The following is a 26,886-nucleotide window of genomic DNA, read 5'->3' as shown; positions in this document are numbered from 1 at the left end:
TTTCCTCCTTATTACTTACGTGTTATCGCATCTTCAATGATTCGAGCCTGTTCTTTCTTATGAACTAGTGGGTCACCTTCAGCTGTGCTTGAACGACGGCGTCTTCCTATGTAGCTCACTTCAACGCCTTCTCGAGCGATATGCTTCAATCTTGGTTCAGTGAAGTTCCAAGCACCCATATTCTTAGGCTCTTCTTGTATCCAAACTAGTTCTTCCAAGTTTGGATAACGATCGATCACTTCTTTGATATTTGCGAATGGGAAAGGATAAATTTCCTCTACACGTACAATATGGAACCAATCTTTATCCTCAACATTTTTAAGTCTCTCTGCTAAATCAATCGTTATTTTACCTGATGCAAAGACAATTCTAGTTACCTTATCTGTTTCTTTACCTAAGTCAGCCTGCTCAATAATTGGGTGGAATTCACCCTCAGATAAATCAAACGCAGTTGCCGCTACTGATGGATTTCTTAACAGACTCTTAGGTGACATGATCACTAATGGACGAACTTCCTCTTTACCAAGAATCGCCGCTTGTCTGCGTAAAATATGGAAATATTGAGCTGCAGATGACAGGTTAGCTACTGTCCAGTTATTTTCAGCTGCAAGGGATAGGAATCTTTCCAGTCGTGCACTAGAGTGCTCTGGTCCTTGTCCTTCATAACCATGTGGCAATAGCATCACGATTCCGGATTTTTGTCCCCATTTTGCGCGCCCAGCTGAAATGAATTGGTCAAACATTACTTGTGCTGAGTTGGCAAAGTCACCAAATTGCGCTTCCCATAAGACTAGTGATTCAGGTGCAAATACATTGTAGCCATATTCAAAGCCAAGAACAGCCATTTCAGATAATGGGCTATTATGCACAGCAAATGATGCCTTTGCAGTAGACAGCTGATGTAATGGTGAGAAAGATTTACCAGACTCGCCGTCATGGAGCACAATATTACGATGAGCAAATGTACCGCGCTCGGAGTCTTGTCCAGTTAATCTGATTGGTGTACCTTCAGATAAAATTGAAGCAAACGCTAATGTTTCAGCATGTCCCCAATCAATCTTGCCGGCTTCCTCTAATCCGCCTTTACGTCTTTGAAGAATTTTACCAAGCTTATTAAACACTTTAAATTCTTCAGGCCATGTAAGGAGTTCATCATTAATTGATTTTAAGACTTCAACCGGAACAGATGTTGAAATATTTGATAATCCTTTTTCCACTGTTTCTGGCGGATTTAATTCTTCAACATGCTCTTCTTTCTCAGGAACTTTTGCATAAGCTGTTTTTAGCTTTTCAGTTGTTTCATCTTGAATAGAAGTCACTTCTGCATCAGATAAAGTGGACTCACTTGTCAGCCTAGTAGCATAAAGTTCTTTTACAGTTGGTCGTTTATGAATGATGTTATACATCAATGGATTGGTTGTCATCGGCTCATCCATTTCATTGTGACCGAAACGGCGGTAGCCAATTAAATCAATTAAAAAGTCTTTATGAAACTTTTCTCTATATTCACAAGCTAATCTTGCTGCTGCAAGAACCGCTTCGGGATCATCAGCATTCACATGTAAAATTGGCACTTCATAACCTTTAGCTAAATCACTGGCATATCTTGTAGAGCGTGAATCATAAGACTCTGTTGTGAATCCAATTGTATTATTCGCAATAATATGAATGGCCCCGCCAGTATTATAGCCATTTAATTGTCCAAGGTTGAGCGTTTCTGCAACAACACCTTGGCCTGGGAAAGCCGCATCTCCATGAATAATGATGGATAGCGCTTCATTATATTCCACTTCAGGGTAACCAGCTTTTGAACGATTATCCTGTGAAGCACGCGTATACCCTTCAACAACCGCTCCAACAAATTCCAAATGGCTCGGATTATTTGCTAACGTAATTCTTGCAACCGTTGTATTTTCATCTTTAATTTGTTTATCTAGTCCAAGGTGATACTTTACATCCCCGGTCCAACCATAGCTAATCCCTATTGAGCCCTCAGAAGGAACGAGGTCCTTGTTCGGGGCATGTTGAAACTCCGCGAAGATCATCTCATAAGGCTTGCCAAGTACATGAGCAAGCACATTTAGACGTCCGCGGTGAGCCATACCAATATTGATCGTTTTTGTTCCATTTGCAACAGAGCCAGCAACGATTTCATCAAGCATTGGAACCATTGTATCCAATCCTTCGATAGAGAATCGTTTTTGACCAACAAATGTACGGTGAAGGAATTTTTCGAATTCTTCAACCTCAACTAGTCTCTTATACACCTTTGCTTTTTCAGGTTTTTGCAAATTAAGCTTCATGCTGTTCGTTTCTACTTTACGGCGAAGCCAATCCTTTTCATCCATGTTATCAACATGAGTAAATTCAAAGGCAAGCGTCCCCATATAAACATTTTTTAAGTATTCGAATGCTTCTAAGCCATTTCGCAATGGAATGCGCGCATCTGTACAAATAAGATGTGCTGGAACAGCGCGTAAGTCTTCTTCGCTTAGACCATAATAGCTTAGTTCAAATTTCTCTTTTTCAAGTTCCCTATTATTCAATGGATATATGTCTGCAGCTTTATGTCCATTTGAACGGATGAGATCCGCTAGACGAATCGCCGCCAACGTTTTTTCAATACGACCTGGACTGATACCCAAATCTTGAGATCCATGATTTGTAGGAGCAACCCCTTCTTCTTTCAAAGGCGAACCGTTTGCCTCAAAATATTCTTTCATTTCAGGGTCAACTGATTCTGGATCTTCTAAGTATCTTTCATAAAGCTCAATCATATAGCCTAGGTTTGGGCCATAAAAACCTTGGTCTAAAGGTCCCCCACCTTTTGATGGCTTCTTCATGGAAAATTACCTCCACAACTCTTTTTTAAATGATATTTGTATAATAATTAAATGTGTCCATCCTCAGTTTCTTTAATTACAAAGCTTTTATAGGAAACCAATATTATGAATAATAATATTTTTCTGAGGATAAATTGTTTCCTTAGCCATTTTAACACGTTAAAGCTCTATATACAAAGGGGAAAACGATAAAATATTCAAAAAATGTATAATAATTTTCGAAAAAATACTTATATTAAAAAAATGAATTAATTGATAGGGCGAATAACTAGATAAAAAGAAACCAAAGTGGAAATATATGGAAAAATATAGTGAACATAACCATTTTGCTACCCTTTATTTCCTTTAAATAGATAGCTTCTCACTCCAAAAATATACACCATCAATCATTCATTTTTTAACTCTTCCCCTAAACGCCTACTATAGTATATATCAAACTTTCTGAATTGAATAGCAAAGTGCCTCTTAAGACCCTTTTGCATAAAATATGTATTGAACTGGCATATTAAATATGAAATGAGGTGATGTTGATGGATGTTTCTAGAGCAAAGGAAATAATAGAAAGAGAAGAAAATTGCAATATACTTTTTGATGGTACACAAGTGATTATTGATGATGTTTACGAAACGACCAATATGGCCCGTGTCCATTCAACACATGAGCCAGAAAAAGATCAAGTCGTTCCCCTCCATAATTTATTAGAAGGGTAACAGCATATGGCTGAACACAGCTGTTGAAGATTAACTAGGAAGGTCAGCGATCAGATTTTTCCAACTGGATATTTTTCACTTTATTCGACTTAGGATCAAACTCAATAAAAATATACAAACCAAATTCCTGCCCGTTCTCCCTAACCCATAATTTAAACTTTTCAACAGCGTGTGTTCCCTTTTCTTCACGGCCAATATGTAAATAGTCTATAATTTGTGCCTGAGGGTATTTCGATTTTGCCGTTTTCATTGCAAGGCTTCCCCATTTTGCATATTCAGGTGTATCCTTTTCAGCATGGGCACTTCGTATAAACATGGAATTCTCTATCGTATAAGCCGTTAATAATATCATAGCCAAAAATATTTTAGGAAGAATATTCTTCATTCTGCATCTCTCACCTTTCCAATCTCCTGTTGCATGCTTTCTTTTTCTTCTTCTACACATATATAAGCGATTTGTTCCTCTAATAAATGATAAAGTATGTCTCTTTCATTTTCTGCATTGGTATTTTTTCTTTTATCCATCGATTACTCATCCCCTTTCATATTAGATTGCAACAGAAGGATGTTTATTATTCAATAATCCGGATAGAAGAATATGTATAAATTTATATCTGCAATCTAACGATACTAATGAAGAGAGGTGTTAATATGAAGAATAACGATCATAAGAATACAGAACTGACTGATTTCAAGGAATTGGATGATCGAGTGTTTGCTCAGCATCCTTCCAGTCCGACCTTTGTTATCAAGACAAATCTTGATCCGGATGATGCAACAAGCAATAACCCTTATTATAAAAAAGGTGAAGGTAATAAAGAAAAGTTTGAAGATTACTTCGAAGAATAACAGAGTCCCCTTTTTTGGAGGGCTTTGTTAATATCCTCCTAGAAAGAAATCAATTACGTTTCCGGCCATAGATGACTGATGTTATAAAACTCTGAATAACCACATTCCTTACAATATACAACTAGAAATTTATTGTGTTGAACGTCGAATAATTTAGACAGTCTTAGAACCAGTCATTCGCTACCTCTTTTTTTCTGCATTTAAATTGCCGCATTTTAAGCACCCCTTTTCTCCCACTCGTATCAATCCCCTTTGAGAAAATGTAATTTCACTTCCATATTTATATGACACTTCAATGATATAAGACATAACTTAGATTATTCATAGTTTGATTTATTATCAATTTCGTTGACAATTTGTCAATTTAGACTTATAGTTCAACAGAAGAATCCAATTAAATTCATGTTATTTACCTAGAGAGAAGGTATTGTGAAAGATGACAAGCAACAGTCTAAACAATGAATTGGGAAGTAAATTAAAATCATATTTGCTAGAGCGATCATTATCTTTAAGAACACTAAGTGAAATGAGCAATATAGACTCAGCAACCTTGTCAAGAATCATCAACGGAAAAAGACGGGCTACACCCGCGCATATACAAAAAATTGCTCAGGTGTTACAAATATCAAATGCGGAGATGTATATCGCTGCAGGTTATGAAATTGAACATCAACCATCAACCTTAGAAGCGGCAATCGAAGAAATACAAGAAGAACTAAAATTCGTTAAAGCATATAATAAAGATTTCACAACCAATGATATCGAGACTCATTTGCAGCAATATGAACAATATGCTCAAACGGATGAAGGAAAAGAAACGGTTTCAAACCATTTTAAAGCTAAATTGAAGAAACTGGGAAGCATTGGTCCCTTCATCACAGATTTAGAGAATATGTATCAAAAATTTAACCATAAACAAGGTACCCCACATCAAATAGTAATGATGGGCGCTGCATTAATATATTTCATTACGGCGGTTGATTGTATACCAGATTACATCTTTCCGATTGGATATATTGACGATGCTATTGCCATAAAACTTGTAGTAAATGGTTTAAAATAAATTGTATTTTATGATTGAAAAGGAAGTTTGCAGTGAAACAAAATGAAAATAATATAGATTATCCATTATTATTGGTACTTTTTTGCTTAATTATTATTAGCTTATTAGCAGTTTATAGCGGTTCAGGACAATATTATAGTTCTGACCCATTTTATTACTTAAAAAGGCAAGCGATTTGGTATATGATCGGCATTGCAGTTATGGCTGCGGTTGCTTATTTTGATTATGAGTTGCTGGAAAGATGGGCTACACCATTATATATTGTAGGAGTTATACTTCTATTGCTTGTTCATTTCTTTGGGGTATATCGAAACGGTGCACAAAGATGGTTAAATATTGGCATATTCGAACCTCAACCTTCGGAGTTCTTTAAAATTTTTATACTCCTCTTCTTATCTGTCATCCTGTATAAAAAAGGGAAGAAAAGATTATCGTTCATTGAAAGTATTCCGATCACAGCAAAAGTTGGTGTTTTTTCAATTATCCCTTTCTATTTAATCCTAGTTCAGCCTGACTTAGGTTCAGCTTTGATTATTGCAGCCATCGCTTTTACATTGATTGCTGTTTCAGGTATATCTTATAAAATGATATTATTGATAGTAGCAGGCGGTACAGGATTAGTTGGGTTTCTGGTTTTTCTACATAACCAGTATTTTGATCTTTTTATAAAAATTATTAAACCTCATCAGCTGGAAAGGATATATGGATGGCTTGATCCTCATGGTTACGCCTCTTCATTTGGGTATCAACTAACTAGAGCCATGTTGGGAATAGGCTCTGGACAAATGAGTGGCTGGGGGTTTACACAAGGAGTACAAGTACAAAGCGGTCAAATTCCTGAAGCACATACCGACTTTATTTTCGCAGTTATCGGTGAAGAATTTGGCTTTATCGGCGCTTCTGTGTTGATTACACTCTACTTCCTAATGATTTATAGAATCGTGATTATCGCCTTGCATTCTCATAATCTATTTGGATTTTATATTTGCACTGGTGCCATTGGCTTAATATCTTTCCAGGCATTTCAAAACATTGCGATGACGATAGGTGTAATGCCTATTACTGGAATTACGTTGCCGTTTATAAGCTATGGTGGCAGCGGATTATTAACAAATATGATCACACTGGGATTAGTTTTGAGTGTAAATTTAAAATCTAAAAGGTATATGTTTAGCAATAATGAATGAAATAGAAGCGGAGTGAACCCTGCTTCTATTTTTTATGTTTTTAATTGCTGCAGGTCTAGTTGTGATAATCCAGAATCAGCGATTGTTCAAACTAATTTTAGCGTTTTTCAACAATCCAAACCCAAGTCCTGCTATGAATCCAATCCCTGTAACAATGAAGAATAATACTCCAATCGACTCCTCTAAAATCACCATCTGCAAAATTACGCCTAATAGAGCACCTGATGTAAGGCCGATAAACATAGATGCAGCATAGTACAAGCCTATCGCTTCTGCTACATTTGGGTCAAAGTGATGCAGCCATTCTGCATCGCTTTTCAATAAAGGATTATTAGGGTTTTCAACTGCAAAAGTCACTTTAGCTTTTTCAAATGCATCTTCCTCACTGAATCCATTCATTATACAATCTTCTATATAGTCACTCATATAACTCATGAGATCCTCTTGTGCTTCTTTATTCTTCTGAGATGTCCACTTAAATTTTGCTGCTGTTCTTTTAGCTTCCATCCATTTTTCATTCGTATGAAGAGCAAGCTTTTCAAAATATGTCAGTTCATCACTAGCAACCAAATTGGTATTTTGCTTAATATACTTCTGAATCTTTAATTCAGTTTCTTTTTTCAATGTCATATTAATCAATCCCCTCCAAGAAATTTTCCATTAATTGCTTCATGAATTTCCATTCCTCTTTTTTATGAAGGAGGTAAGCACTCCCGCTGACGGTTAAATGATAATATTTCCTGCGAGCTGCAGAACTGCCCTCTTGCCAATAGCTAATGACATACCCATTTTTTTCAAGTCGCTTAAATGATAAATATAGGGTGCTTTCCTTTAACTCAAAAGAGTCGCCACTCTTTTTCTTCACTTCTTTGCTCAAGTCATAGCCATATAAGTCACGATCATATAGTAAACTTAAAATGATTGTATCAATATATCCTCTTAAAATTTCCTTATCAACTTTCAATATAAGTCTCCTTCAGGTACATTGCTTTATAAGGTATAATTGTATTATAAGCAATGTGCCTCGCAGTTCTATTCCAAAAAATGCTTAATCACAGTTCTATCTAAAAAAATAGCTAAACTTGAGCAGCAAAAAAGACCAAATCAAAATGTGATTTGGTCTGCTAAGCTAATTAGTATCCTATAGACAATGTTTCCCCCATAAAAATAGAACTACTTACAATTAAAGTTGATTTTTTCTATTCTTTGGTTTTTGCAATGGCGTATTTCGCTAACAATTGAATCGTCATATCATCCATCGGAGGGTTATGCAGGCCAGCTCTTACATCACGATAATAACGCTGGAGAGGATTCGTTGCCGATAGGCTCCTCGCACCAGCAATACGCATGGCGATATCTACAATTTTATATGCATTATTTGTAACTTCATGTTTGACTGCTCCCAATTGCGGGCTCATTTCAGCCCTTGACTCTGCATCTGACTCATCCCATTTCCTGGCAACACTATAAAGGAAATAACGACTTTTCATTAGCAGCAATTCAATTTCTCCAATTTTCTGTTGAACATTTGGCAAGTCCACAATCGTTCCTTCTATGCTGGATGGTGAATATTGCTTCGCGAATTGGATGACATATGATTGAGCAGCTTGAGCAATCCCTAAGTAACAGGCAGGTATATGGAGAAGCCACCCGTTGGCTCCTTTTTTACCCGGAGTAAAGTATTCGACTAAAGAGTCCAGAGTCAGCTCCACATTTTCTAATACTAAATCATGGCTCCCCGATGCCCTCATTGCAATGCTGTCCCATGTTTCTTCTATAGTAACACCCTTTGTTGTTCGCGGAATTAAAAAGTTCCCTATTTGGTCACTCCCCTTAATAGAGGCACTAACAAGAATATAATCAAGCATAAGTGACATTGTAGTAAATGATTTTCGTCCATTAATTATCCAGCTATCTCTCTTTTTTTCAGCATTTGTATGCGGTTTTCCTCCTCTGGTAGGACTGCCGGTTTGCGGCTCTGTTGCAGCACTATTAATTAACGAACCCCTTGATACCTTTTCACCTAAAAATTCTAACTGCTTTGGTGCCCAGTTTTTCTTTTCGAATAAGTTCTTTACGATTCCCATATGCCAGCCAATTGATAATGCTGTAGCTCCGTCCCCTTCCGCAATGCACTCTTGCATTCGAACTAGTTCATATAAAGACAGATCTTTCCCGCCATATTCTGCTGGCAGGGTTAATGATGTATAGCCGGTTTCCTTTAACTCTGCTATATTTTTGAAAGGAAAGCTGCCTACCTTATCATTTTGGTCTGCTCTTTCTAAAAATTTTTGATTCATTTCCTTCATTATATGTAATCGATCTTCCTCATTGGCTGCTAGATGAAATCTCATCACTTTAATTCCCCTTTCTCCAATCTGCATAATATGTATAGGTACCATTATGAAAGAAATATAACAAAAACGAAACCTTTTAGTTTAGTCCTTTAATAAAAATGAGCAATATTCATCTTAATTAAATTAAAGGATGAAGGCTATTTGCCTTCATCCTATTTCAAGTTTAATTCTTTTGTTTGATTGAAATCGCCAATAGCATGCGCTGTGATTTTTGATGGTGATAAGGAATATAACTGATCATCGATATATAGAATACGATTGATATTACTTTCCCAATCTTCATATCCAATATTCTGCTTTTGATGAGTTATTTTTGCATGCAGCTGAAATCCCTTATTACTATCTATTCCATACACATAGGCTCCTTGAAAGGCAAAAGTCGAATCATTTTCACTATTTTTCTTGTTTTCATACACACTGATTGGGAATGCAAATAGATTCTTCTCACTATCAAATAATAATGCTTTGTGATCATAATTCAAATCCGAGTATGTTCCTCTGCCACCAATTATTTCTGTGAATTTTTCCTTTGGATTTGTTAAGTCTGTGACATCAAACAATGTAACCTTTACTCCATCAGTTGTTACAATTGGCTGACTTCCTGTGGCCTTTGCTGCATTAACTTTCGTATCATATCCAAAGCCAATTAAATGATTCTCGTCATAAGGGTGTAAATAGTTACTGAAACCAGGTATCTTTAATTCACCAAGAACTTTAGGCGCTTCAGGTAAGCTAGCATCAATAACAAACAAAGGATCTGTTTCCTTAAAAGTAACAATATAGACTTTGTCTCCCATAAAACGAGCGGAATAAATTCTCTCACCCCTGGCCAAATCGTTTAGCTCTCCAACTTTTACTAAATTCTCATTAAAAATATACAATTCATTTGAGGATGGATGTGTTTCATCCGTTGTTTGCCCTTTTGTCACCGCAACTCTAAAATAACCATTGTGTTCATCCATGGAAAACTGGTTAAGCAGCCTTCCTTCTATCTCCTGACTTCCTGACATCTCCATATTCATACCATCAATTTTAATTTTGTAAATACTTGTTATTTCATTTGATCTGCCTACTGCAATAGTTGGCATGAAGCTAACATTCGTTGTAGCTAAATAAATATTTTTCTTTGACATATAAAGCTGATTACCGCTTCCTAAAAAGGTTGATAATGACATTTCCTCTGAAGGATGATCCAAATCGATTGCAGCAATATTTGTAAAATTGGTTTCTTTCGAATCTGGTATCAACTGAATTTCATCGGTCTGCACGGATTGTTTTTCTTGACTAACACTAGAATCTTTATATCGAGGACGAAGATCAATATCAGGGTGGTCTTCAAGTATCCAAACATCCGGATAATGATTTGTTACAAGATACAATCTCCCTTCCATTAATCTAGCAGAAATGAAGTCTCCCTCCACCTCAAGCTCCCGAACCAGCTTAGGCTCGCGCTTATCCGCTATATTATAAATTTGAATTTTGCTTGACTGAAACCATCGAGGGTGAAACATATCTGTCTTTAACTCTTTACCCGCTCCCACCTTCGTCATTTCTTCATAATAATTACCTATCACAATCAGCTGATCCTGATAAAGAAAAAGCTGGTACGGTGAAAAGTCTCTTTCAAAGGTAACGGCCTTTTCCAACTTTAACTGCTCTGCAGGGACAGCTTTAATGATTTGTAATTTTTGATCTGCCAACTGATAAATATATTCACCATCTGTTTTAACCATGTCACTTTCATCTATGCCAGCAACTTGAACATTGGTTTCAGAAAATTGATTGTCTGAAGATGCTTCTTTACTTTCAGACATCGTGTCCATTTCAGACGATTCCTGAGTCATGGTATCTTCTCTGAAAAAAGATTTTAAGCCTTTGCTTTGTTCCTTCATGATTTTTATAAAATGGTCATTTATTTCTTGAATTGAATTTGCAGTTGCAAGTTCTTCATTAATGTTAAAAGTTTGCTTCAATGAACTGCCTAATTTTTTTGCTGAATGAGACATGATTTCTTTTGATACGAATAATTCATATGATGGGATTTCTTTTTTATATCCTTTATCGGGCGGCAAGATTATAATTGCTTTTTTATTTTCACTTAGTTTAAATGAAACTTCTTGTTTCTTACCTATATTGTCCAGTACATACACCGTACTCTCATTAACAGATGACGGGCTTAGCTCATCATTAAACTGAATCTGCCAGACTTTATTCGCCATAACTCTTGCTTGATCATTCGTAAAATCATTTATTATCTTTAGTTTACCGTTTTGATATATAACCACAATAATTGAGAAAAATATCATACCAAAAATAACCAGCCACTGCCCCCTGCGTTTTAACATCATTCCCCCTCCTTATCTAAAAGCATTGACGAATTCAGATTGCCATTAGTTACACATTCATCCTAAATTCTCCAAAGGAAACATGTGATTAATTGATTGATCACAGTTACATTGAAAAAGAAAACTTTTTGAGGGGGCACTTCAGCAACACACACCGAAAAATGCGTGCTTATTGCTGACTGTAAAACCGAGGTGAAAAAATCATTAAGGGAAGGATTCATGTATGTACAACTATAGCTATTTACTGGATAAGAAGGGAGTTATTAAATGTTTGACTACATTCTATTGGAGGTATGTAAAGAAAGATTGAAAAACTTTGGCGATATAAAAGCAATCGTCACCTATCTATTACTGGATTGGGGGTAACTTTTTCGAAAGTTTATATCGCACATAGCTTCTATCCATATAAAACAGTTTTTACCGATTTTCTGTGAATTTTTAAGAGAAAGGATTTCAGGGAGACTAACATCAGGTATTTGGGATGGATGATAAATCTTTAGAGGGCTCTTAGGAGTCTTCCATCTTTTTATTTTAAAGAAAGGGGATCAACTCTTGTTATAAGTTGAAAGAGAACGTAATTTCCTTTTGCAATTTCCTATTAAATCTCAAAAAACAACATGCTACCAGCCTTTGGTTTCATCTAATAGCTCATCAATCTCGAACTGTCGAATGGTCTGTTTTACATCTTCTTCAGCCATCCATGAAGTTATTTCTAATAGATTGTCAATATCTGCAATGATGACTTCCATCATTTGACCTCCTTCCTATCATTAAAAGCTATTTCTTCTTATAGTATACGATTATCTTATAAATTGTTTGGGGGTAGCACCCTATTTCAATTCAATATGTTGAGAGAGAATTATTATCATTATATTAATATATATTTCAAATGAAGGAAAATCCCCTCTTAGAAGATGTAATTTTCATGCATTTCTATATATACGTTCAAGCATGAATATTATGCGACATTTATATTTTCAGTTTCATGAACATTTTGTGACTAAATACATGGATTCTTCATGAACATTTTGTGACACCTATCACAAACAATTGTTTTTAACCATTTATGATACTAACATAGGGATTACAGACGTGATGATTGCGTTTTCAAATTAATCATCCTTTAACAATGTTAGAAAGGGGTACATCAATGAAATTAAAAAGGGCTCTCTTGTTGGCAATTATTACTATTGCCACTGTATTAACAGGCTGTGAACCATTGACTGTATTAGATCCTAAAGGTCCGCAAGCAGCAGTGCAGGCAAATGATATTAAACTATCAATTGGGATTATGTCATTTGTTGTCCTTGTAGTATTTGCGATGCTGGCATACATGCTCATTAAGTTTCGTGCATCTAAACAAAAAGAAGATTACGAGCCACCACATATCGAAGGAAACATTTGGGTTGAAGCATTATGTGTTGGAATTCCAGTATTAATCGTTGCCTTTATGTCTTTTGTCTCTGTTCAAAGTAACTACAAAGTTGAATCAACACCTCCAGGATACGAGGATAAGGAACCTTTAGTGGTTTACGCATCTTCATCAAACTGGAAATGGCACTTTAGCTATCCTGAAGAGGATATTGAAACATTAAACTACTTATACATTCCAACTGACAGAGCAATTGAATTTAAACTTTATTCATTTGGACCCATTACAAGCTTCTGGGTACCACAGCTTGGCGGCCAAAAATATGCCATGGCTGATATGGTTACAACTCTTCATTTAGCGGCAGATCACCCTGGTGATTTTATGGGTCGTAACGCTAACTTTAGTGGAGAAGGATTTGCAGAAAACACTTTCGATGTAACAGCTATGACACCTGTTGAATTCGATGAGTGGGTTGAAGAAGTTCACAATACTGCTAAGCCAATTACTGAAGAAGAATTTGTAGGATTATTAGAACCAGGTCACTTAGGAAAAATGACGTTTACTGGTACACATTTAGACTTCATGCCAGCCCCTGAAGGTGAACATGCTGGACATAATCACGGATCAAGTGATGATGAAGAGTCAAACGACGATCATGAAGATCATGAGAACCACGATGAGCATTCTGAACACAGTGGTCATTAATTAATTAAATCATAATCTGCTAGTTTAATATAGATTTGAAAGGAGTTACAAAGGATGGAATTCTTTGAACGATTTGCTGTTCCACATCCAAGTCCCGCGATTTATGCATCAATGGTTGCCATCGGTTTAACTGTTATTGCTATCTTTGCCGGCTTAACCTATTTCAAAAAGTGGGGCTTCCTATGGCGTGAATGGTTAACAACCGTTGACCATAAGCGTATTGGTATCATGTACTTAATTTCTGCGATTCTTATGCTTTTCCGCGGAGGTGCTGACGCAATCATGATGCGTGCGCAGCTAGCCGCTCCGGAAAATAAATTGCTTGATGCACAGCATTATAACGAAATCTTCTCAACCCATGGGGTTGTAATGATACTATTTATGGCTATGCCATTTATCATCGGTTTAATGAACTTTGTTATACCGTTGCAAATTGGTGCTCGTGATGTTGCATTCCCTCGTTTGAATGCATTGAGCTTCTGGTTATTCTTTGCAGGTGCTATGTTATTTAACATTTCATTTGTCGTTGGAGGATCACCTGATGCAGGCTGGACATCTTACTTCCCGCTTGCCGGAAATGATTTTAGCCAATCAGTCGGTACCAATTATTATATGATCGCTATCCAAATAGCTGGTCTTGGTACATTGATGACAGGTATCAACTTCCTCGCCACTATTTTAAAAATGAGAGCACCAGGCATGACTCTTATGAAAATGCCGATGTTCACATGGTCAGCGTTTATTGCTAACATTATCATTGTGTTCGCATTCCCTGTTCTAACTGTTGCTCTAGCAATGGGAACTTTAGATCGATTATTTGGTGCAAACTTCTTTACATCGAATAACGGTGGAATGGATATGCTTTGGGCCAACCTCTTCTGGGTATGGGGACATCCTGAAGTATACATCCTAATATTACCAGCGTTTGGTATTTACAGTGAGGTTATCTCTACATTTGCAAGACGTAACCTTTATGGATATAAATCAATGGTTGGATCCATGGTTATCATTTCAGTACTTTCATTCGTTGTATGGGTTCATCACTTCTTTACAATGGGTCAAGGCGCATTTGTTAACAGTATCTTCTCCATTACGACAATGGCAATCGCTGTTCCGACCGGAGTTAAGATATTTAACTGGCTATTTACACTTCACAAAGGGAAAATCGTCATTACAACACCTATGCTCTACTCCCTTCTATTTATACCGCTTTTCACTATCGGTGGTGTAACAGGAGTTATGCTAGGAATGTCAGCAGCTGACTACCAATATCACAATACAATGTTCTTAGTTGCTCATTTCCATATGGTTATCATCCCTGGTGTCGTGTTTGCAATGTTAGCTGGCCTCACATATTATTGGCCAAAAATGTTCGGCTTTATGCTTAATGAAAGAATCGGCAAATGGTCTGCATGGACAATTGGAATCAGCACATTAGTTGCTTTCATGCCAATGTTCTTCTCTGGCCTAGACGGTCAAGCTCGTCGTATGTACACATATTCTGAAGCTAGCGGATTTGCTATCTGGAATATGATTTCATTTATCGGTGCAGCTGGTTTAGCAGTCGGATTCGCGTTAATCGTTTATAATATTTACTATAGTTTCCGTTATGCTTCACGAGATATCGGGTCAGACCCTTGGGATGCTCGTACATTGGAATGGTCTACCCATACTCCAGTTCCTGAGTATAACTTTGCAAAAATCCCACAAATCGACTCTGTTGAGCCGTTCTGGGATCAAAAGAAACATGGCAAGAAATTATTTGAAGGTGAATTAGAAAAGATTCACATGCCAAATAACAGCGGTATTCCATTTATTATGGGGATTCTCTTCTTCCTATGGGGCTTCTCTTTCATATTTGCTATGTGGATTCCAGTCATTATCTTTACACTTGCAATCTTCGGATGCATGGCTTACCAATCGTTCGAAAAGGACCATGGTCGCTATATTCCACTTGAAGAAGTGGAAGAAACAGAAAATAAACTGGGAGGTAACCGATAATGAAGATAGATCACTCACTCCCTCTTGAATATAGTACAGAACAAAATCGGTTAAAAATATTAGGATTTTGGATTTTCCTTGGCGCAGAAATTATGCTTTTCGCCACGTTATTCGCTTCGTATTTCGTTCTAGTTAATGGAACAGGAAATGGGCCTAGCGGGGCAGAAATATTTGAAATTACACCTGTATTAGCAGAAACGATTCTATTATTAACAAGTAGTTTCACCATTGGTCTTGCTATCCACGCTATGCGTCTTGGCAATAAAAAGGCCATGCTGGTATTCTTCGGAATCACTCTTGTATTAGGTCTTGCCTTTTTAGGTGTTGAAATTTATGAATTTGTTCACTATGTACATGTAGGTGCTGGATTGCAAACAAGTGCTTTTACAGCAATCCTTTTAACAACTTTAGGGACACACGGGGCTCACGTAACATTTGGTTTGTTCTGGGGATTATTCATTCTACTTCAAGTGAAGAAAAATGGTTTAACGCCAGAAACAACAAATAAATCATTTATCTTCTCACTTTACTGGCATTTCTTAGACGTCGTTTGGATCTTCATCTTCAGCTTCGTCTATCTGAAAGGAATGATGTAATGATGAAAGAATTATTCCCAAGAAAACAAGTGATTGGATTCATCTTTTCACTTGTCCTAACAGCAGTTGCCCTATTGGTATATTTCATGGATATGTCATTCGCAGTTGGTATGACAATCCTTCTTGTTACAGCATTTATTCAAGCTGGACTACAGCTTATTCTCTTCATGCATGCTGGAGAATCTGAGGATAAAACTACAATATATACAAGTATCTATTATGGTATGGCGATTGCAATCATCACTGTATTAGGTACCCTACTCACATTGGTTTGGACCTATCAGTTCCAATAAACCAAGGTATGTAAAAGGGAGCGTCTATCTAGGCGCTCCTATTTTGTTTTTATTGAGGTTATGGCAATTGGCGTAATTTTAGCTAACTCCGCCCCACTCTCTCTCTTCGTCTTCTCGAGTACTTCCTCAGTTGCTACAAAAAAGATTCCCATTAGAAAAACAAAAATTGCGCCCATCACTGTGCCGATTCCTACTCCAGTAAGTGTGCTGGATACGTTTCCAAAGAAACCGATCGAAAAGATGATGATTCCAGCTATTAGTAATGTCCCACCAAAGTACTTCACCGCATTTAACATTGATTCTCTTGTGTTCATTTCCATCATCCTCCTTTGCATCCATTATCCTCCCCGTTCACAATGTTGTCAATATTTTTTCGGAAAATAGACATAAAATAGACGTATTATCCAGTTGACATTATGTTATTTATATATATTGTTTTGTGGGATTATTCTTATAAATTATTGGTGAAAATGGCTTTACCTCAAGGATCCCTTACGCAAATAGAACATTGTTATCGCTGTCATTCACTTTGGTTCAATAGCATCCATTTTATTTTATGAGATTACTTTGTGACAATTGGCGCTATTACATTCACTATCGTCCCTTCTATTTGCTTGTTTTTTTCCTACTTTTATGAATTGACTTTAGAGAAGTATTTCAAATGAGTTTTTGCACTTAAAGGGATTGGTGAGGCTATTTATATTTTTTCGCTCTTCGTTCCTTGCAAATTACTAATGAATGGTGGTTTTTCGGGGTTTAATTACCCTTCAATCCTTTTTATCCTTATTGTAGGGCTATTATTTTATAGCTTGATTCCTTTTCATCTCTTATGAGCAGATGATAAAAAGAAAGAAATGCAAAGCCAACTAAAAAACCGATTCACGATTAGTGAACCGGTTAAGAATGAAGCTTATGACACTTTCTGTTCTGGCTTGATAAAATCTGCATCTTTCCTAATTACCAAGCTTGGTGCTGTTGACACGATAGCGACTGTGATGATTGAGCATAACATCCATGTACCCAGCAGCGTTAATCCATTTGCAGTAAATGAAAACATAACCGGTGACACCCCTTTTGGAGCGAGACTTCCGAAAAAGATAACTCCTGCAAGAAAGTGCCAAAAATAACGTGCTGCAGACCCAACGAATATAGCTAACACCATCCAAAGCAATGCTTTTTTCTTTTCTCCGGTTCTCAGATTTTTCCGAATAGAAGAATAAAACAGTCCTGCTCCTCCTATAAATGCAAAGGCAACAAAATATTCGATGAATGCTTGGGTCGGTGTTGCTATCCATGCATCACCTGTCACGACCTGTAATACTCCCCATAAAAAACCTGCAATTACACTTACTTTAAAGCCCCAGCGAAAAGCCAATATAAAAATAGGCACCATTGCAAAGGAAATGGAAATCGATGGTGAGAGCTTAATTGATGGAAATAAATCCAAAATAAGTGCAAAGGCTGCAAAGAATGATATTTCGATCAAAGCTAATAAACTTAACTTTTTAGTCATTAAAAAACTCCCTTTCGGTAAAATACGCACACCTCAAGGAAGAACAAATAGTCTTAATGACATCGTCCCACATTCCTGCGCTAGCATTAACTAACAGGTTCAAAGGGTCAGAATAGAAAAAACTATTCACTCTCAGCAAGTGCTCCCCTTGTGGCTTACGTTTCTATGTAATTATGTACAGTATATATCACCTTAATATATTTGTGAAGATGAAAATAAAATTGAATTTTTTTCCTGGATTTACATGAACTTGTACTATAGATACCTATTCAACCTAATTTATAATGTATATATAGAAATATTTATAGTTTTATCTTAAGTAAGAAGTTTTTCGACTTCGTAGATAATCATACATTGTCTTATGCTTGTCGGGGCTGTTCGAGGCTCCTCCGCATTTCATTTTGTCCAGCTGCGGAGCCTAGCCCCTCGAGGTCATATGCCAGGTCCACCAAAAAGGCAAAGTCCGCCTTTCCGGTTGACCTGTCTTATGCTTGTCGGGGCTGTTCGAGGCTCCTCTGCATTTCATTTTGTCCAGCTGCGGAGCCTAGCCCCTCGAGGTCATATGCCAGGTCCACCAAAAAGGCAAAGTCCGCCTTTCCGGTTGACCTGTCTTATGCTTGTCGGGGCTGTTCGAGGCTCCTCCGCATTTCATTATTAGGGGGTTATTTTTTGAAATTGCACATGAAGAGATCTTCATTGTTTATCATTATGGCCATTGTCCTTATAGCGATTTTGACATCTATTTTCTTTATTTCTCAGCAAAAGCAGCCAGAAACCATCCCCTTTTCTGCAGTAGAAGAAGTCATTTCTTCTGAGAATGCAGGAGTGGTTTCTATTACTGAATATAAAAACGGAAAATTAAATATTACGACCAATGAAGGCGAATTTCAATCACATGTCCCCCCGCAAGGTGATATGGTTGAACAACTGGTGAATCAGTATCCCATTCAATATTCATATTCTACAACAAATCCTTTTACTATCTGGATTCTTGCAGCATTTTTCTTGATTACTTTTGCAGTGGGGTTCTTTATCGTTAAGTCTGGAAAAGCGGGTGCTACAAATTCGATGAAACAGAGTGTTTCGAAAGCTAAGCCCCTTCCTGAAATTTCACTTAAAGATGTAGGCGGTATTCATCAGGAAATGAAGGAAGAGATTATGCAAACACTGTCTACTTTAAAAGACCCTAAGCGGTCGAGTGACTTGGGAATTCAGGCTCCAAAAGGAATCCTACTTTACGGTCCGCCAGGTACAGGTAAAACTTTATTAGCTCAAGCGATCGCAAAAGAGTTAGGTTCTTCTTTCTTCTCAGCAAGCGGTTCTGCCTTTAATGAGCTGTTTGTTGGGGTCGGTGCATCACGCATCCGTTCTCTTTTCCAAAATGCAAGAAAGCAAACACCTGCAGTCATTTTTATTGATGAAGTAGATGCGTTAGCCGGTAAGCGAAAGCCTCATGGCGGTGAAGAAGGTGAAAAGACATTAACTGAACTTCTTGTTCAGCTTGATGGCGGTCATTCTAACGATGGGATTCTTTTTATCGCCGCAACAAACCGACGGGACATGCTTGATGAAGCCTTTTTACGACCAGGACGGATTGATTTTTCCTTTCATGTTCAGTTGCCTGACAGGCATGGTCGTAAAGAAATCATAGATATCCACACAAGAGAAAGATCATTGGCTCCGGATGTCCAGGCTTCACTCAGTCAATTAGCTGAAACTACGTCCGGTTTTTCAGGAGCAGATATCCATTCACTATTTGAAACTGCCAGTAGAAGAGCCATTAGAAATGGGCAAAAATTAATAACAAAAGAGGATCTTGATTTTGCACTTGACCGGACGATTTTAGGAAGCAGCAATCAGAGCTTACAGGATGATCAAATTAAGAAACGAGTAGCCGTTCACGAAGCAGGACATGCACTTTTAGCTGCTGTCACAAAACCCGGATCGGTTAGAAAAGCAACCATTATCCCTAGGGGTCAGGCACTCGGCTATGTTGCTCCTATACCAAAAGAAATGCATCTTTCTACTTCATCTGAACTCCTTGATCAAGTAGCGATGATCTTAGCTGGCGGCATAGCTGAAAGAATGGTTCTGGGTGAGCATAGCATAGGTGTGAGCGGAGATGTTCAGCAGGCAAAAAATATTCTAGAGCAGATGGTAGATATAGGACTACTAGAAGATGGATTTACGCTAACCTTTAACGACCGTGCAAAGGAAGAAAAACTGCAAGAACTCTTTAAAAAAGCAAGCCTAAAAGCTGAAACAATTATCAATTCTTATCAAAATCAATATAAACAACTTGTTGAGGCACTTCTTATGAAAGAAACTTTAGAAGGTGCAGAAGTTCAAAAGATTGTCGACCAAGAGAAAGAACATATTATTGTTAGTTAAAACCGGTCCTTTTGACCGGTTTTTATTTATTATATGACAAAATTCATAATATTTTCCGGTTTTCTGCTTTTATTTTTATTATACTGATTAAAATAAAGGACTTTTTCGACAAAATGTTTAATTAATTATGAATATATTATCATTGGGGGAATGGTTCTTTTGTATGAATTTATGAATAGTCTTATTCTTCATTTTTTTATAATGATGATTATCCCCTTAATTAGGATTATTTTGCCTAAAAAGCCAAATGATTTAAAAGCTGATTATACATTTTTATTGTTTATTGTATTTTCGTTAATCCTTACCATCACATACCCTGTCCACATCATGGACGGAACCACTTTCGATTTAAAGTTAATTCCAGTTTTTATCGCTTTTTTTTATGTAAGTATCAATGCAGGAATACTAATGATCGGTTTCATTGTTTTATTTAAAGGGATAACCGATCCAAGCGGGATATTCTTTCTGATTCTTAACTATACAATCTTTACCGCGATTTTTTTAAGCATTAGAAGGTACTTTTTGAATGGCACATTTATAAGAAGGTTAATGATTGGACTACTTTTTTATATCCCCATTTCTATTAGCCGTTTGATCCTTTTTATGAATAATGAACAGCTTGAAGATGTTGATAATTTATTGATTTTTTCACTTATGTCAATGATTACTTTGGTAGTTACTATCTATCTCATTGAACTTGATCAGCTAAAAAGTGATTTAAGAAATAAACTGCAAACCGCTGATAAAATGAATGCAATCAGTCAGCTTGCGGCATCTGTAGCACACGAAATTCGCAATCCAATGACGACGGTTAAAGGTTTTATGCAATTAATGCAAACTGATCAAAACCTTAATCAAAAACAACAGCAATACATAAGTGTATCTTTAAAAGAATTAGAAAGAACGAATCAAATCATTAGTGATTTCCTTACGCTTGCAAAGCCTTCCTATTCATTAACAGAAATGATTCACCTTGAAGAAGTGATTAATGATGTAGTCATTTTCATGCAGTCTTTTGCCCATATTTCCAATGTGAGCTTAATTGCTTCCGTTAATCCTAATCTGTATATCAAAGGCAACCCTAATGAGTTAAAGCAGTTATTGATCAATTTAATTAAGAATGGAATTGAATCAATGGAAAACGGTGGAAATATAGAAGTAATGGCTGTATCAGAGGGTGAATACGCAATCGTTTCTTTAAAAGATGAAGGAGCCGGCATTTCAAAAAAACAACTAAAACAAATTGGTCAGCCGTATTATTCAACCAAATCAAGAGGTACTGGTTTGGGTCTTATGATTGCTTTTGATATTATCAAGAGAATGAATGGCCAGTATAAGATCACTAGCGAGGAAGGCATTGGAACATCTTTTATCATTATGTTCCCTTCAGTTAGCGAGGAATGAAACCTATCATTATTTGTAGAAAAACATGAAGAAATATAGGATGAAATGTCTATTCCTGCGGTTTCCCAAGAAATATATTCTAAGTATTTTCTACTATTATGTATTCTTGCATTTATCAAAACGACCTTCCGAAATGCTCGGAAGGTCGTTCTTTTATTATTCAACAATCCATTCACGACCCTTGATTAAAGACGATAACGGAACAATATTCACCTTATTTTGATAAAGTGGCAAATACTCCTTTAACACTGAAACCATGAGTGGACCTGCAATACCTACATGGCCGATTGCTATCATTCCCTCTTTATGGTCTAGTTTTGTATGAAGTAATTGAGCTTGCTTTGCTATATGTGATCTTGTGTAAACATCATCAAAAAATAGCATATTTTCTAAATACGGAAGCTGCAATTCCTCTGCAAGCTTAGGAATCACGCTTTTCCCTGTCGTTTTACTATCAAGATAATAGAGGCCATGCTCTGCACAAACCTGAAGAACGATTCTCATTATCCGCTTATTTTCAGTTATTTTTGATCCCATATGATGATTCATTCCAACAGCATGAGGGACATTTTGAATCGCTTGCTCCACTCTTTTCCTTACCTCTTCATCCTCTAAGTCAGCAGTAATTGCTCCAGGTCCAAGCCAGCTTTTTTTGCCCTTCTTTGGTTCCATCGGCATATGAATGATTACTTCATGTCCCTTTTGCCAAGCCGTTTCAGCATCACTTGCAGTACTTGGCATAAACGGCATGATTGCGACTGTTAATTTTACAGGCAAATTTAACATTTCCTGTGTGCCCTTCATATTATTGCCGAAGTCATCAATCACAATGGACAGATTTTTTTTCCCGACAGCTGCAGCAGCGGATGTAAAAGTAAGAAGACTTGATATCAGAACTACCAAAGTAATTAAAAACAGCTTATATCTCATTTTGCTCACTCCTTGACATTAGGTTTTCCTAAAGAAAGGAGTTTTACAAATAAATGGAGCTAAGCACTCATTTTTTTTAATGGCTGGCTTGCTGTTTTTTTACTTCTAAACCAAGCAATAATGATTGCAGCTATTAAAACCAAACCCAGATAACCAGTAATTGGATATAATGTCCCTACTAGTGTGGTGAATCCAACGAAACTCGACCCATAACCAACTAACCCGACAGCTGATACAAAGCCTTTAAACTGCTTACCTTTAGGCTTCATGAATCGTGCAGAAAAACCGTAAATCATTCCAACAGCAGTATTATAAATCATCGCTAATAATACGATGGACATAATCATCCCAACAGCAGGCGAAATCTCGTTGGCGATGTAAAGCATCGGGATATCCAATCCACCAACATCCCCTATCCTTGTGTACATGCCGATATTAATTAGGATAAGCAAGATACCTAAGCCAACTCCTCCTAAAATACCGCCCCATCCAGCCTGTTTTTCATTTTTAGTTGTGCCGCCCATCACAGCGAGCATCGCCACTCCACATGTAATATTAAAGGAAACATACAAAACAGATCCAAGCATCCAGTTGGATGCAGCAGCATTACCGCTTTCTTGCGCCATAGTATTTAGAACTGTAAAACCAGCATCGGCTGTAAATAATGCGTAGCCAGAGATGATAATGACAAGCAAGATTAAAAATGGTGTAATACTGCCAATGATCGTGATGACACGGTCCACATTAAAAAAGCAAGTAAAGACGGTTAGAAGGACCATTATTAAGCTACCAATAGCTTGAGGGATTCCGAACTGCTGTTCGAAGGTCGACCCGGCACCGGCGAACATTATCACAGCTACTCCAAAAAGGAAAAAAGTAATAATAAAATCAACCGCAAGCCCAATATATTTCCCGCAAATGTGATGAACAACCTCTTTATGGGATTGCGTTTGCAAGCGACTGCCGATTTGTGTGATATTCATTCCTAAGAAAATAAATAAAGTAGACGCGATAATCGTCCCGATAAATCCAAGCCAGCCAAAAGCTGTAAAAAACTGCAGTACCTCTTGACCAGATGCAAACCCTGCCCCAATAATGATCCCGATATATGCACCTGCTATCTGAATAACCTTTTTCATAGCTTTCCTCCTGCTGTTGATGGAATTTTCTGATATTTTATACTTTAATTCAATCAGCCGCTCATATGGAGACTCATACTAACAGCTGATTGATTCATCACGTTTAAGAATAGCGTTGTTCTTTAATGGTAAACTGTTTAATTGCATCCATGTTTGCTTCATAACCGATACCTGGTCTATCAGGTACTGTAATATAACCATCATGCACCACTACCTCAGGATCTATAATATCCTTTTCCCAGTAGCGGGAAGACCCGGCTGTATCACCTGGCATAATGAAATTATCCAGTGTTGTTAAAGCGACATTATGCGCTCGTCCGATGCCTGATTCTAACATCCCGCCACACCATACTGGAATATTATGTTCCTTGCAATAGTCATGGATTTTCTTCGATTCAGTTATACCTCCTACCCTTCCAATCTTGATATTAATAATTTTACAACTGCCTAATTCATGTGCCTTTCTTGTATCTTCTAAAGAATGTATACTTTCATCTAAGCAAACTGGAGTTGTGATTTCTTTTTGCAGTTTTGCATGATCAACAATATCATCAGAAGCAAGCGGCTGTTCAATCATCATTAAATTAAACTCATCCAATTGTTTTAAATGATCAATATCAGAAAGGCGATAAGCTGAATTTGCATCTGCCATTAAAAGAATGTCGGGGAATTGTTCCCTTACTTGTCTCATCACATCTATATCCCAGCCTGGCTTTATTTTCACCTTCATTCGTTTATATCCTTCTGCAACATATCCTTCTATCAATTGTAGTAAATCCTCAACAGTATCTTGAATGCCTATGCTAATGCCCACTTCAATCTTTTCCTTGTTTCCGCCTAATGCTTCAGCAAGCGTGATGCCTTTTCTCTTCGCATATAAATCCCATACGGCTCCTTCGATTGTAGATTTTGCCATATTATTTTTTCTAAAAGGAGCAAAGATTTCTGATACCTGATCAGGATGCTCAATTTCCTTATTTAATAAAGCGGGAATAAGATAGTCTTCGAGCATATGCCAGTTCGTTTTAAAAGTCTCTTCATTGTACCAAGGAGTATCAAATGCGACAGACTCACCCCAGCCAATTCTTCCTTCTTCATCTTTTGCTTCTAAGAGAATAAATTCTTTATCTTGAAATGAACCAAAGCTGGTAGCGAATGGGTCCTTCAATCTCATTTTTAAATGTCTGAGTGTCACTTCTGTTAGTTTCATGATATTCTCCCCTATTATTTTTCTAGTTTTAATAAATCTCTTCTAAGTAAATGCATATAGCCGATGCCATTATCAAAATCCTTTTTCAAAGAAATTGCAGCATAACCCTTTTGAAATAAATGTTGAAAGATTTTTCTTGTTTCTATTCTCCACTTCAGGGCAAGCTCTGATGAAGCTTCTTTCATTTCTTGAAATTGAAGAGGAATTGGGACTAAGATCGCTTCATCCTTAAGATTTATAGATTGCAGCACTCTTTCAGTTTCCTTCAATCGAGGGAAGCCATCGCGGCCATTTTCCCATTCAAACGGCGAGATTGGGTTAATCTCATCTTTCGTTGTTTCATTTACATGTTCACTTGCAATCCACCATTCAATATTAAAACGATCGCTAGGCAAGCCTTGATTAATTCCATCCTCCATTTCACCATAACAATTCTCCACATAATCACTGCATATCCCATTTAGTTTTGATAAATTCAGGTATGCATTTCGACTTTGAAGCGGATCAAATGTCCAACGAATCAAATCGTATCCCATCTGAATAGCCACCTGTTTCTGTTCTTCTTTCAGTAATGCTCCGATCCCTTTATCACGGTGATCACGATGGATCCCAAGCATATGTGAACATAAAAAGCTTTTGCCGTGATCAAATCCTGGAAAACCATAGCTAAAGCCAACAAGCTCCCCCTCATAAAAAGCACCGAGCATGATACCACCATTTTTGACGGCTGTAATCGTTTGATGAATGGGGATTGGGTTCATTTCCCAAACCTCTGACTCTAATTCCTGAATGAGGTGTAATTCTTGCACCGTCTTTAATGTGCGTATCGTTATACCATCGTTCATTTCTTATGCACCTTCTTTTGCGAGTGTCTTCATGATTGTTTTTACAAGAATTTCTATACCGGAATAAATTGCTTTATGATTAAATGTCATATTAGGATGATGGAGACCTGGTGATAGTCCACAGCCAAGGCCCAGCATGGTTGCTTTTATATCCGGTTTCTTCAGTGTGTAAAAGTGAAAGTCTTCTCCGCCAGTAGTAATAATGGGTTCCTGCAATTTATCAATACCTAGTGTTTCAGAAATAGCTTCGGCCATATAATCGACAGCTTTTAAGTCCACTTCAGCAGCAGCCACATTTGCTGTTATCTCCCAATCTACTTTCACTTCATGTAAATGAGACATATAGTTGAAAATGCTCTCTACTTTTGATGTTAGCACTTCCATCGTTTGGTTAGTCTGAGCTCTTAAATCAAGGCTGAATGAAGCTTTTCCTGGAATAATGTTTCCTGATTCTCCACCGGAAATGAATTTTGTCATTTTTGCAGAGTACGGAACCATCGGATCGAGCTTCATTCGATTGATTTCTTGAACAATGGCTGCTCCAACTTCAATTGCGCTATGACCTAAATGAGGTCTGGCACCATGTGCGTCTTCACCTATGATTTCACCGTCAATGAATTTCCCTGCACCATGATAAATCGCTGGTGAAGAATAACCGTCTGCAAGCTCTTGAATCGGTCTAAGATGAACACCATATAGAAAACTAACATCATCGACTACTCCTTTTTCAACGAGCTTCAATGCGCCGGTTCCTTTCTCTTCAGCCGGTTGAAAGATAAATTTAATTTTGCCATGCTTCTCAGCACCTAAAGCTTTTAATACGAGCATCGCTCCCAGAGCCATCGTCATATGGGCGTCATGACCACAGGAATGATTCGCTGTAAACTGCCCATCTACCTCTTGCCATAAAGCATCGATATCTGTTCTTAAGGCGACGGCAGATTCACCTTGACCCATTTCTGCAACAAGACCTGTGCAATCATCAAACCTTTCATAGACAATGCCCTCTTTTTGAAGGATTTGGGCGATATATTTCGTCGTTTCGAACTCTTTCCAGCTTACCTCTGGATGTGTATGTAAATGTTCAAACATTGAACGGATTGTCGGTTTTAATACTTCTAACTCTTTCATTC

Annotated in this window: 25 protein-coding genes, 1 pseudogene and 1 riboswitch; of the genes and pseudogenes, 10 read left to right on the top strand and 16 right to left on the bottom strand. The window is 37.2% G+C overall.

What is annotated here, in order from left to right:
- Positions 1-11: 11 nt before the first annotated feature.
- Positions 12-2,843 carry a 2-oxoglutarate dehydrogenase E1 component gene (locus J2S17_RS01220; protein ID WP_307471102.1) on the bottom strand — a complete coding sequence of 944 codons (2,832 nt, stop codon included), beginning with the start codon at positions 2,841-2,843 and terminating at the stop codon, positions 12-14.
- A gap of 530 nt (positions 2,844-3,373) precedes the next feature.
- Between J2S17_RS01220 and J2S17_RS01215 the strand changes: the two genes are divergently transcribed.
- Positions 3,374-3,553 (top strand): H-type small acid-soluble spore protein, encoded by a 180-nt coding sequence (locus J2S17_RS01215; RefSeq protein WP_307471100.1) that lies wholly within the window; start codon positions 3,374-3,376, stop codon positions 3,551-3,553.
- Between the two features lie 43 nt (positions 3,554-3,596).
- Here J2S17_RS01215 and J2S17_RS01210 read toward each other — a convergent pair whose 3' ends face one another.
- Positions 3,597-3,938 (bottom strand): DUF3889 domain-containing protein, encoded by a 342-nt coding sequence (locus tag J2S17_RS01210; protein ID WP_307471098.1) that lies wholly within the window; start codon positions 3,936-3,938, stop codon positions 3,597-3,599.
- Positions 3,935-4,078: a hypothetical protein gene (locus tag J2S17_RS01205; protein WP_307471096.1), complete on the bottom strand. Its 144-nt coding sequence runs from the start codon at positions 4,076-4,078 to the stop codon at positions 3,935-3,937. Before J2S17_RS01205 ends, J2S17_RS01210 begins: the two co-directional genes overlap by 4 nt.
- A 126-nt stretch (positions 4,079-4,204) precedes the next feature.
- Here J2S17_RS01205 and J2S17_RS01200 point away from each other — a divergent pair, with 126 nt between their 5' ends.
- Positions 4,205-4,402 (top strand): hypothetical protein, encoded by a 198-nt coding sequence (locus tag J2S17_RS01200; RefSeq protein ID WP_307471093.1) that lies wholly within the window; start codon positions 4,205-4,207, stop codon positions 4,400-4,402.
- A gap of 27 nt (positions 4,403-4,429) precedes the next feature.
- On the opposite strand, the pseudogene J2S17_RS01195 reads toward J2S17_RS01200, so the two are convergent.
- Positions 4,430-4,639: pseudogene (locus tag J2S17_RS01195) on the bottom strand (zinc ribbon domain-containing protein).
- 199 nt (positions 4,640-4,838) lie between these two features.
- Here J2S17_RS01195 and J2S17_RS01190 point away from each other — a divergent pair.
- Entirely contained in the window at positions 4,839-5,465 is a 627-nt protein-coding gene (locus J2S17_RS01190) for a DUF1232 domain-containing protein (protein WP_307471091.1), read from the top strand.
- Between the two features lie 32 nt (positions 5,466-5,497).
- A complete protein-coding gene (gene rodA, locus J2S17_RS01185; protein WP_307471089.1) occupies positions 5,498-6,652 on the top strand; it encodes a rod shape-determining protein RodA in 1,155 nt (384 codons plus the stop codon).
- Positions 6,653-6,727: 75 nt separating this feature from the next.
- On the opposite strand, the gene J2S17_RS01180 is transcribed toward rodA, so the two are convergent.
- The 5 genes from J2S17_RS01180 to J2S17_RS01160 all read right to left on the bottom strand — a co-directional run bounded on the left by J2S17_RS01180 (position 6,728) and on the right by J2S17_RS01160 (position 12,103).
- Complete coding sequence (locus J2S17_RS01180; protein ID WP_307471087.1) at positions 6,728-7,282, bottom strand: hypothetical protein; 555 nt, start codon at positions 7,280-7,282, stop codon at positions 6,728-6,730.
- Between the two features lies 1 nt (position 7,283).
- Positions 7,284-7,616, bottom strand: a complete 333-nt coding sequence (locus J2S17_RS01175) for a PadR family transcriptional regulator (RefSeq protein WP_307471085.1) — start codon at positions 7,614-7,616, stop codon at positions 7,284-7,286.
- A gap of 235 nt (positions 7,617-7,851) precedes the next feature.
- A complete protein-coding gene (locus J2S17_RS01170; protein WP_307471084.1) occupies positions 7,852-9,006 on the bottom strand; it encodes an acyl-CoA dehydrogenase family protein in 1,155 nt (384 codons plus the stop codon).
- A gap of 155 nt (positions 9,007-9,161) precedes the next feature.
- On the bottom strand, positions 9,162-11,354 hold the full coding sequence (locus J2S17_RS01165; protein ID WP_307471082.1) for a beta-propeller domain-containing protein: 2,193 nt from the start codon (positions 11,352-11,354) through the stop codon (positions 9,162-9,164).
- A 620-nt stretch (positions 11,355-11,974) separates the two neighbouring features.
- Complete coding sequence (locus J2S17_RS01160) at positions 11,975-12,103, bottom strand: hypothetical protein (RefSeq protein WP_307471080.1); 129 nt, start codon at positions 12,101-12,103, stop codon at positions 11,975-11,977.
- 401 nt (positions 12,104-12,504) lie between these two features.
- Between J2S17_RS01160 and qoxA the strand changes: the two genes are divergently transcribed.
- The 4 genes from qoxA to qoxD are packed head-to-tail and all read left to right on the top strand — an operon-like array spanning position 12,505 to position 16,321.
- On the top strand, positions 12,505-13,431 hold the full coding sequence (qoxA, locus tag J2S17_RS01155) for a cytochrome aa3 quinol oxidase subunit II (RefSeq protein WP_307471078.1): 927 nt from the start codon (positions 12,505-12,507) through the stop codon (positions 13,429-13,431).
- Positions 13,432-13,485: 54 nt separating this feature from the next.
- Positions 13,486-15,432: a cytochrome aa3 quinol oxidase subunit I gene (qoxB, locus tag J2S17_RS01150; protein WP_307471076.1), complete on the top strand. Its 1,947-nt coding sequence runs from the start codon at positions 13,486-13,488 to the stop codon at positions 15,430-15,432.
- Entirely contained in the window at positions 15,432-16,028 is a 597-nt protein-coding gene (gene qoxC, locus J2S17_RS01145) for a cytochrome aa3 quinol oxidase subunit III (protein ID WP_307471074.1), read from the top strand. The genes qoxB and qoxC overlap by 1 nt, the downstream gene beginning before the upstream one ends.
- 2 nt (positions 16,029-16,030) lie before the next feature.
- Entirely contained in the window at positions 16,031-16,321 is a 291-nt protein-coding gene (qoxD, locus tag J2S17_RS01140) for a cytochrome aa3 quinol oxidase subunit IV (RefSeq protein ID WP_307471072.1), read from the top strand.
- A gap of 38 nt (positions 16,322-16,359) precedes the next feature.
- Here the strand turns inward: qoxD and J2S17_RS01135 are convergent, their stop codons facing one another.
- Together J2S17_RS01135 and thiT are read right to left on the bottom strand one after the other, a co-directional pair.
- Positions 16,360-16,635, bottom strand: coding sequence for a hypothetical protein (locus J2S17_RS01135; protein ID WP_307471070.1), 276 nt, complete (start codon positions 16,633-16,635; stop codon positions 16,360-16,362).
- Between the two features lie 596 nt (positions 16,636-17,231).
- Positions 17,232-17,834 carry an energy-coupled thiamine transporter ThiT gene (gene thiT / locus J2S17_RS01130; RefSeq protein WP_307471068.1) on the bottom strand — a complete coding sequence of 201 codons (603 nt, stop codon included), beginning with the start codon at positions 17,832-17,834 and terminating at the stop codon, positions 17,232-17,234.
- Positions 17,835-17,889: 55 nt separating this feature from the next.
- Positions 17,890-17,993, bottom strand: a riboswitch (TPP riboswitch).
- A 510-nt stretch (positions 17,994-18,503) separates the two neighbouring features.
- Between thiT and J2S17_RS01125 the strand changes: the two genes are divergently transcribed.
- Both J2S17_RS01125 and J2S17_RS01120 read left to right on the top strand, forming a co-directional pair.
- Positions 18,504-20,225, top strand: coding sequence for an AAA family ATPase (locus J2S17_RS01125; protein WP_307471065.1), 1,722 nt, complete (start codon positions 18,504-18,506; stop codon positions 20,223-20,225).
- A 201-nt stretch (positions 20,226-20,426) separates the two neighbouring features.
- Entirely contained in the window at positions 20,427-21,629 is a 1,203-nt protein-coding gene (locus tag J2S17_RS01120) for an ATP-binding protein (protein ID WP_307471063.1), read from the top strand.
- A 156-nt stretch (positions 21,630-21,785) separates the two neighbouring features.
- On the opposite strand, the gene J2S17_RS01115 is transcribed toward J2S17_RS01120, so the two are convergent.
- From J2S17_RS01115 to J2S17_RS01095, 5 genes are all read right to left on the bottom strand, one after another.
- Positions 21,786-22,559: a divergent polysaccharide deacetylase family protein gene (locus J2S17_RS01115; protein ID WP_307471061.1), complete on the bottom strand. Its 774-nt coding sequence runs from the start codon at positions 22,557-22,559 to the stop codon at positions 21,786-21,788.
- 59 nt (positions 22,560-22,618) lie between these two features.
- Complete coding sequence (locus tag J2S17_RS01110; protein WP_307471059.1) at positions 22,619-23,698, bottom strand: YkvI family membrane protein; 1,080 nt, start codon at positions 23,696-23,698, stop codon at positions 22,619-22,621.
- Between the two features lie 103 nt (positions 23,699-23,801).
- Positions 23,802-24,908 (bottom strand): o-succinylbenzoate synthase, encoded by a 1,107-nt coding sequence (menC, locus tag J2S17_RS01105; protein WP_307471057.1) that lies wholly within the window; start codon positions 24,906-24,908, stop codon positions 23,802-23,804.
- Positions 24,909-24,922: 14 nt separating this feature from the next.
- A complete protein-coding gene (locus J2S17_RS01100) occupies positions 24,923-25,753 on the bottom strand; it encodes a GNAT family N-acetyltransferase (RefSeq protein ID WP_307471055.1) in 831 nt (276 codons plus the stop codon).
- Positions 25,754-25,756: 3 nt separating this feature from the next.
- Positions 25,757-26,884 carry a M20 peptidase aminoacylase family protein gene (locus J2S17_RS01095; RefSeq protein WP_307471053.1) on the bottom strand — a complete coding sequence of 376 codons (1,128 nt, stop codon included), beginning with the start codon at positions 26,882-26,884 and terminating at the stop codon, positions 25,757-25,759.
- Positions 26,885-26,886 lie beyond the last annotated feature (2 nt).

The organism is Cytobacillus purgationiresistens (assembly GCF_030813235.1).
Classification (GTDB): domain Bacteria; phylum Bacillota; class Bacilli; order Bacillales; family Cytobacillaceae; genus Cytobacillus; species Cytobacillus purgationiresistens.
This window is presented reverse-complemented; position numbering and strand designations above follow the sequence as displayed.

Excerpts from the sequence above, each read along its gene's own strand:
- J2S17_RS01220 (WP_307471102.1), bottom strand. The coding sequence starts at position 2,843 with ATGAAGAAGCCATCAAAAGGTGGGGGACCTTTAGACCAAGGTTTTTAT.
- J2S17_RS01215 (WP_307471100.1), top strand. The coding sequence starts at position 3,374 with ATGGATGTTTCTAGAGCAAAGGAAATAATAGAAAGAGAAGAAAATTGC.
- J2S17_RS01210 (WP_307471098.1), bottom strand. The coding sequence starts at position 3,938 with ATGAAGAATATTCTTCCTAAAATATTTTTGGCTATGATATTATTAACG.
- J2S17_RS01205 (WP_307471096.1), bottom strand. The coding sequence starts at position 4,078 with ATGGATAAAAGAAAAAATACCAATGCAGAAAATGAAAGAGACATACTT.
- J2S17_RS01200 (WP_307471093.1), top strand. The coding sequence starts at position 4,205 with ATGAAGAATAACGATCATAAGAATACAGAACTGACTGATTTCAAGGAA.
- J2S17_RS01190 (WP_307471091.1), top strand. The coding sequence starts at position 4,839 with ATGACAAGCAACAGTCTAAACAATGAATTGGGAAGTAAATTAAAATCA.
- J2S17_RS01180 (WP_307471087.1), bottom strand. The coding sequence starts at position 7,282 with ATGACATTGAAAAAAGAAACTGAATTAAAGATTCAGAAGTATATTAAG.
- J2S17_RS01170 (WP_307471084.1), bottom strand. The coding sequence starts at position 9,006 with ATGAGATTTCATCTAGCAGCCAATGAGGAAGATCGATTACATATAATG.
- J2S17_RS01165 (WP_307471082.1), bottom strand. The coding sequence starts at position 11,354 with ATGTTAAAACGCAGGGGGCAGTGGCTGGTTATTTTTGGTATGATATTT.
- J2S17_RS01160 (WP_307471080.1), bottom strand. The coding sequence starts at position 12,103 with ATGGAAGTCATCATTGCAGATATTGACAATCTATTAGAAATAACTTCA.
- qoxA (WP_307471078.1), top strand. The coding sequence starts at position 12,505 with ATGAAATTAAAAAGGGCTCTCTTGTTGGCAATTATTACTATTGCCACT.
- qoxB (WP_307471076.1), top strand. The coding sequence starts at position 13,486 with ATGGAATTCTTTGAACGATTTGCTGTTCCACATCCAAGTCCCGCGATT.
- qoxC (WP_307471074.1), top strand. The coding sequence starts at position 15,432 with ATGAAGATAGATCACTCACTCCCTCTTGAATATAGTACAGAACAAAAT.
- qoxD (WP_307471072.1), top strand. The coding sequence starts at position 16,031 with ATGAAAGAATTATTCCCAAGAAAACAAGTGATTGGATTCATCTTTTCA.
- J2S17_RS01135 (WP_307471070.1), bottom strand. The coding sequence starts at position 16,635 with ATGAACACAAGAGAATCAATGTTAAATGCGGTGAAGTACTTTGGTGGG.
- thiT (WP_307471068.1), bottom strand. The coding sequence starts at position 17,834 with ATGACTAAAAAGTTAAGTTTATTAGCTTTGATCGAAATATCATTCTTT.
- J2S17_RS01120 (WP_307471063.1), top strand. The coding sequence starts at position 20,427 with ATGATGATTATCCCCTTAATTAGGATTATTTTGCCTAAAAAGCCAAAT.
- J2S17_RS01115 (WP_307471061.1), bottom strand. The coding sequence starts at position 22,559 with ATGAGATATAAGCTGTTTTTAATTACTTTGGTAGTTCTGATATCAAGT.
- J2S17_RS01110 (WP_307471059.1), bottom strand. The coding sequence starts at position 23,698 with ATGAAAAAGGTTATTCAGATAGCAGGTGCATATATCGGGATCATTATT.
- menC (WP_307471057.1), bottom strand. The coding sequence starts at position 24,908 with ATGAAACTAACAGAAGTGACACTCAGACATTTAAAAATGAGATTGAAG.
- J2S17_RS01100 (WP_307471055.1), bottom strand. The coding sequence starts at position 25,753 with ATGAACGATGGTATAACGATACGCACATTAAAGACGGTGCAAGAATTA.
- J2S17_RS01095 (WP_307471053.1), bottom strand. The coding sequence starts at position 26,884 with ATGAAAGAGTTAGAAGTATTAAAACCGACAATCCGTTCAATGTTTGAA.